At 57.2% G+C, this 236-nt stretch carries 1 pseudogene; it reads right to left on the reverse strand.

The features are described 5' to 3' along the window. A pseudogene (locus tag KVT36_RS32205) lies at positions 1-236 on the reverse strand (glycosyltransferase family 2 protein); the annotation flags it as partial.

Below are 236 nucleotides of genomic sequence, written 5' to 3' on the forward strand. Positions count from 1 at the left end.
ATGGCCACTTCCTTATCAAACAATCCCAAACCGCCGGATACATTGGGCTCGCAGTTCAATAAGCTCCAGCCCATTTTGCCCAGTACAAAAGCGCGGATGTATTCCCCTTCCTGGAAGCGGGGCAGCAGCTGCCGGGGCGGCCGCATGCGCGTCATTACGCCCTGGTCAAACACGCAGGAGTTGGCAATGCGTAAGGTAGCGCCGGTAGCAATCACCCGTTTGGTGCCTTCCTGCAT

The organism is Chitinophaga sp. GbtcB8 (genome assembly GCF_019091455.1).
Taxonomy (GTDB): Bacteria; Bacteroidota; Bacteroidia; order Chitinophagales; family Chitinophagaceae; genus Chitinophaga.